This window comes from Paenibacillus taihuensis, from assembly GCF_003386535.1.
In the GTDB taxonomy this organism is placed as follows: domain Bacteria; phylum Bacillota; class Bacilli; order Paenibacillales; family Paenibacillaceae; genus Paenibacillus_Z; species Paenibacillus_Z taihuensis.
Map to the genome: position 1 here is coordinate 21,085 of NZ_QTTN01000064.1, position 6,000 is coordinate 27,084.

General features: G+C 52.8%; 4 protein-coding genes. 3 read left to right on the plus strand and 1 reads right to left on the minus strand.

Annotated features, from left to right (window positions below):
* Positions 1–333: 333 nt before the first annotated feature.
* Complete coding sequence (locus tag A8990_RS29835) at positions 334–1,212, minus strand: LysR family transcriptional regulator (RefSeq protein ID WP_116192665.1); 879 nt, start codon at positions 1,210–1,212, stop codon at positions 334–336.
* Between the two features lie 144 nt (positions 1,213–1,356).
* Between A8990_RS29835 and zwf the strand changes: the two genes are divergently transcribed.
* From zwf to fsa, 3 genes are read left to right on the plus strand one after another with little or no spacing between them, the layout of a single operon-like run.
* Complete coding sequence (gene zwf / locus A8990_RS29840) at positions 1,357–2,901, plus strand: glucose-6-phosphate dehydrogenase (RefSeq protein WP_116192666.1); 1,545 nt, start codon at positions 1,357–1,359, stop codon at positions 2,899–2,901.
* On the plus strand, positions 2,879–4,873 hold the full coding sequence (gene tkt / locus A8990_RS29845) for a transketolase (RefSeq protein ID WP_116192667.1): 1,995 nt from the start codon (positions 2,879–2,881) through the stop codon (positions 4,871–4,873). The genes zwf and tkt overlap by 23 nt, the downstream gene beginning before the upstream one ends.
* Before the next feature lie 59 nt (positions 4,874–4,932).
* Entirely contained in the window at positions 4,933–5,598 is a 666-nt protein-coding gene (gene fsa / locus A8990_RS29850) for a fructose-6-phosphate aldolase (protein WP_116192668.1), read from the plus strand.
* Positions 5,599–6,000 lie beyond the last annotated feature (402 nt).

Below are 6,000 nucleotides of genomic sequence, written 5' to 3' on the forward strand. Positions count from 1 at the left end.
AAGCAGTTGTCGAGAGTCGCCATTTCCGACTCTCAGTGGTGGCGCCGCCGCGATTGGGGGACTTTAGCGTTGTGAGAGTCGGATTTTCCCACTCTCGTGTTTGAAATTGGTTGGTTTTACTCATGAGAGTCGGATTTCCCCATTCTCAGAGTTTATGGGCAGGCAGCGATTGTGTGTGGAGATAGGAAGTTTGTTTTGCAGCCGAGAGAGGGAAAACCAAAACCCTCTCTCTGTATGAATCCGAAGTCACCGCACTCGCAACCCTGGGGGAAATCCCATCGCCCACAAAAAACGAGCGGGCCTCAGCCATAACCGCTGAGCCCGCTAGCATTCTCAAACAATCAACTCCATAAACCTCACCGCCGCGCTCGACAGCGGCATGCTGCGCATCGTCATGATGCCGACCTGCGAAGGAGGCAGCTGCACGTCGAGCTTAATCTCGAAGAGCGATCCAGCTTCGAGCTCCTTGGACACGAACTCCCGCGTCACATACGAGATGCCGAGACCTTTGCGCGCCAGCTCGATGAGCAGATCGACGCTGCCGACTTCGATCTCCGGCTTCAGCGTGTGGCCATAGCTCTGGAACAGCTCCGTAATCGCCATCCGTGCCCGGCTGTTGCGCGAGAACAGAATGATCGGATATTGCTGCAGCTTCGTAAGCGACAACGGCACATCTTTAAGCTCCGCATAGCGCGGCCCCGCGACAAAACAGTCCTGCAGCTCCAAGCTCTCCTTCACTTCAAGCTGCGGATCCGTAATGGGCATCCGCACAACCCCGAGATCGATGCGCCCTTCCTTTAGAAAAGAAATGACTTCAGGCGTCGTCCCGTGATTCAAGTGAAGCCGAACGCCTGGATACTTCCGATGATACTCCTCCAAGTAAGGGAGGATATAGTGCTTGAACAGCGAGTCGCTTCCGCCGATGCGGAGCTCGCCGCTGTCGAGATTTTTGAGCGCGGCCATTTTCTCCTCTGCTAGGGTAATGAGGATTTGCGACTGCTCAATGTACGAGTACAGGACGGCGCCTTCCTGCGTCAGCGAGACACCTTTCGGATTCCGGTAGAACAACGTGATCCCGAAGTTGTCCTCCAGCTGCTTAATCGCGTGGCTGACGCTGGGCTGCGTGATATACAGTGCTTTGGCTGCTTGCGTGAGACTGCCTGTTTTGGCTGCCCAATAAAAGACCTTATAAAGTTCGTAGTTATTGTTCATAGACGTGATCTATAGCTCCTGTGAAATATATTAATTACATGTATATGTGTTATTCGTATTATAGTGGAATTATTGAAGGGAAGCCAGCAGCAATCGACGTTCAAAGTTAGAGAACTGCATGGCAAGGAAGGAGAACGATGTTCAATGGAAGCAATGACGCTCGTACTATTCGGCGCCACAGGGGATTTGGCGAAACGCAAAATCTACCCGGCACTTTACAATTTATATATCGATGGCAAGCTGCCGTCGTCTTTTTCCGTATTCGGGCTTGGTCGAAGAGAGCTTACGGATGAATCGTTCCAGGCAAATGTGGAGAAATCGCTTCGTAACTTCTCCAGACGAGCACCGGGCGATGAGACGGCAATTCGGAATTTCTTGAACGCGTTCCGCTATAGCGTGCTTAACATCGATCACGAGGAAGATTACGCGAAGCTTCTTCGCCTTGTCGAGGAGCGGGAGGCAGCACTCGGGGCAGCGCCGAATCGGATGTTCTACTTGTCCGTCGGACCGGAGTTCTTCGAGACGATCGCAGCGAGAATTCAGTCCAGCGGGCTTGGCGGTGCAGATGGCTGGAAGCGTCTGATCATTGAGAAGCCATTCGGCCACGACCTGCAATCGGCGAGAGAGCTGAATGAGAAGCTGAGCGGCGCTTTTGCCGAGCAAGAGATTTTCCGCATTGATCATTACTTGGGTAAACCGATGGTTCAGAAGCTGGAATATCTCCAGCGCTCGAACCCTGTTATACAAGCGCTTTGGACGAATCGCCATATTGCGAATGTGCAAATTACGGCGAATGAGACGGTCGGCGTTGAAGAACGCGCGGGCTACTACGATCATTCCGGTGCCGTCCGAGACATGTTCCAGAACCACATGCTGCAGCTCCTCATGATGCTGGCGATTCAACTTCCGAATAACAGCACATCTGAGATTGTGCGCCTGCGGAAGAAACAAGTGATGGAGGCGTTGGTGCCGCTGCAAAGCGATAACATCAGCTCCCAAATCGTACGCGGTCAATACGCTGCAGGGACCATCCAAGGCAAGCCGGTTAACGGCTACACGTCTGAACAAGGCATCCCAGCGACTTCGATGAACGATACATTCATTGCGGCGAAGCTGGAAATTGATGACTATTTCTGGCGAGGCGTTCCGTTCTATATCCGTACGGGTAAAAGAATGCGGGAGAAGTCGACGCGTATCGTCGTGGAATTCAAGGAGCCTCTGAAGCAGCAAGGAGCGCAGCAGCCGGAGCAGCTCGATCCGAATCTGCTTGTGATCGATATCGGTCCCAAAGAAGGCATCACGCTGCAGCTGAATATGATGGATTCGCGGGAAAAGGGTGCCTTTGAACCGATGAATATCGAATTCCATACGAGCTCGGATGATGTGCCGGAAGCGTATGAGAATCTGATTCACGATGCGATGCTTGGCGATCCGACGTTCTTCGCGCATTGGGATGAAGTGGAGCTTTCCTGGAAATGGGTTCAGCCGATCCTCGATGCGTATGCAGCAAACCATATTCCGCTCCTTCCATACCCATCGGGTTCTTATGGTCCAGCTGCTTCTGATGAGCTGCTGGCTAAGCACGGCCACCGCTGGTGGTTCGATACGGAGCCGGAAGAAGTGCAAGAGCAAGCCAATCAGATAGAAAAAGGAGAAGAAACACACTATGCCTACAACACAAACGATTGATCAGTTAGCGATTGATACGATTCGGACATTGTCCATCGATGCGATTAACGCAGCGAATTCGGGACATCCAGGACTGCCGATGGGTGCCGCGCCAATGGCTTACACGCTCTTCGCGAATCACCTAAGCCACAATCCGGCGCATTCGAAATGGTTCAACCGCGACCGTTTCGTTCTATCCGCAGGCCACGGTTCGGCATTGCTCTATAGCATGCTGCACCTGACGGGCTACCAAGTCAGCATTGAAGACTTGAAGCAGTTCCGTAAGCTGAACAGCAAGACGCCGGGACATCCGGAATTTGGTCACACGGACGGTGTCGATGCAACGACTGGTCCACTCGGCCAAGGTATTGCTAATGCTGTCGGCATGGCAATGGCAGAAGCGCATCTCGCTTCGAAATACAACCAAGAAGGCTTCCCGGTTGTTGATCACTATACATTCGCGCTTGTCGGAGACGGCTGCTTGATGGAGGGTATCTCCTACGAAGCGATGTCGATGGCAGGCCATATGAAACTTGGCAAGCTGATCGTGCTGTACGATTCCAACGATATTTCGCTTGATGGCGACTTGAATCTTTCGTTCGGCGAGCAAATGCAGCACCGTGCTGCATCAGCGAACTGGCAGTATCTGCGCGTCGAAGACGGCAACGATATTGAAGCGATCGGTGCGGCGATTGCAGCAGCCAAGCAGCATGACTCGCAGCCGACGCTGATCGAGGTTCGTACGATTATCGGTTACGGCAGCAAAAATGCTGGTACGCATAAGGTACATGGCGCTCCGCTTGGCAAAGAAGAAGGCAAAGCGACGAAAGCTGTTTACGGCTGGAACTATGAAGAAGAGTTCACAGTGCCGAACGAAGTGCGCGCGCATTTCGATGGATTGAAGCAGCAAGGTGCAGCGAAGGAAGCAGCATGGAACAGCTTGGTAGAAGCGTATGCGGCACAGCATCCGTCGCTTGGCAAGGAATTTGCAGCGATCGTTGACGGTAAGGTTACGATCGATGCAGCGGATATTTTGACATTTGATACGTCCAAGACGGTTTCGACTCGTGTAGCAAGCGGCAACGCGATTAACCATTATGTGAAGCTTGTTCCTTCGATCTTCGGCGGCAGCGCGGACTTGTCGCACTCGACGATGACAGATATTAACGGCGAGAAGAAGTTTGCGGTTGAGTCCTACGCGGGCCGCAACGTTTACTTCGGCGTTCGTGAGCATGCGATGGGCGCGGCAGGTAACGGTATGGCGCTGCATGGCGGCGTGAAGCCTTTTGTCAGCACATTCTTCGTGTTCAGCGACTACTTGCGTCCGTCGATTCGTCTGGCAGCATTGCAGAAGCTTCCAGTCACTTACGTCTTCACACACGATTCCATCGCAGTTGGCGAAGATGGTCCAACGCATGAACCAGTTGAACATCTCGCGGCATTGCGTACGATTCCGGGGCTGACAGTCATCCGTCCTTCGGATGCGAATGAGACAGCTAGCGCATGGGCATATTCATTGCAGCAGCAAGAAGGTCCGGTAGCACTTGTGCTGAGCAGACAGAACCTGCCTGTATATGAAGCGACGAGCGGCAACATCGATAGTGTGTCCAAAGGTGCATACGTGCTTGCGGAAACAAATGCGAATCCGGATGTTATCCTGATTGCAACAGGCTCTGAAGTATCGTTGGCAGTGGATGCAAAGTCTGAGCTTGAAAAAGGCGGCGTATCGGTACGCGTCGTAGCAATGCCAAGCCGTGAGCTGTTCGAGCGTCAATCTGCGAGCTACAAGGAGTCGGTGCTTCCAGCAGCGGTGACGAAGCGTGTTGCGATTGAAGCGGGCATCTCGCTCGGCTGGGATCGTTATGCTGGACCAACTGGTGCGGTGTTGTCGATTGATACATTCGGCGCGTCCGGCCCAGGCGGAGAAGTAATGGAGTACTTCGGATTCTCGGTAGACAATGTCGTTAAACTGGCAAACCAATTGCTGGGTTAAGCGAGTATATAAAATTCGATCCTGTTTAAAAATACAATCGTAACGGAGGCACGAAAACGATGAAATTTTTTATCGATACTGCGAATTTGGAAGACATTAAGAAGGCATATAGAGTCGGCGTACTGTCGGGCGTAACGACGAACCCTTCGCTCGTTGCGAAGGAAGGCGTGAAGTTCGAGGATCGCATTGCGGAGATTTTGCGTGAAGTGCCTGAAGTTGAATCCGTGTCGGCTGAAGTAACGCCTGACGCGCTGACGGCGGAAGAAATGATCGCGCAAGCGAATGAACTGATCAAGATCAACGACTACGACAAGAACATCACGATCAAGCTGCCGATGACGCTTGCCGGTCTTGAAGCATGCCGTTACCTGAGCAAGAAAGGCGTGAAGACGAACGTTACGCTCATCTTCACGGTGAACCAAGCGCTGCTGGCAGCTCGTGCTGGCGCAACTTATGTTTCTCCGTTCCTCGGTCGTCTCGACGATATCTCCGAGGATGGCGTTCAATTGGTAGCTAAAGTGGCTGAGCTGTTCCGCATTCATAACCTGGACGCTCAAATCATCGCTGCATCCGTTCGTCACCCGGACCACGTTACTCGCGTAGCGATGGCTGGCGCACATATCGCAACGATTCCGTTCGCGGTCATCGAGCAAATCTCCAAGCACCCGTTGACGGAGCAGGGTATGGAGAAGTTCGCGGCGGATTGGAAGAAGGCCGTATTGTAAAATTTCCGAGGCCAATTCGGCGCAGATAAGTCACGATAAGGCCCGTTAGCGAGTAAGGCAGTACATGAATGACCTACATGAATGACCTCCTGAATCCTTATTCGGGAGGTCTTTTTGTAGTACGCCCAGCATGGGCGTCATCTCTAGGGTGAAAGTCCCGAACGGGGGCTGGCGAACGCCTACCGTTAGCCAAGAGCAAGGGTGTCCGCCGCGAGGCGGAATCTGAAGGAAGCTTAAGGCAAATGCACGAGCCAAGGTACACGAACTGGATTCGAGGCAGGGTTAGTCGGATGAGTCACCAACACATGACGAAATCCCAAGTCGCCAAAGGCTACCTTTGTAAACTCCAGTGGTTGCGGGCAGAAAGATGACGTTCTTATCTGGGGAGGTCTGCGGGAGGGG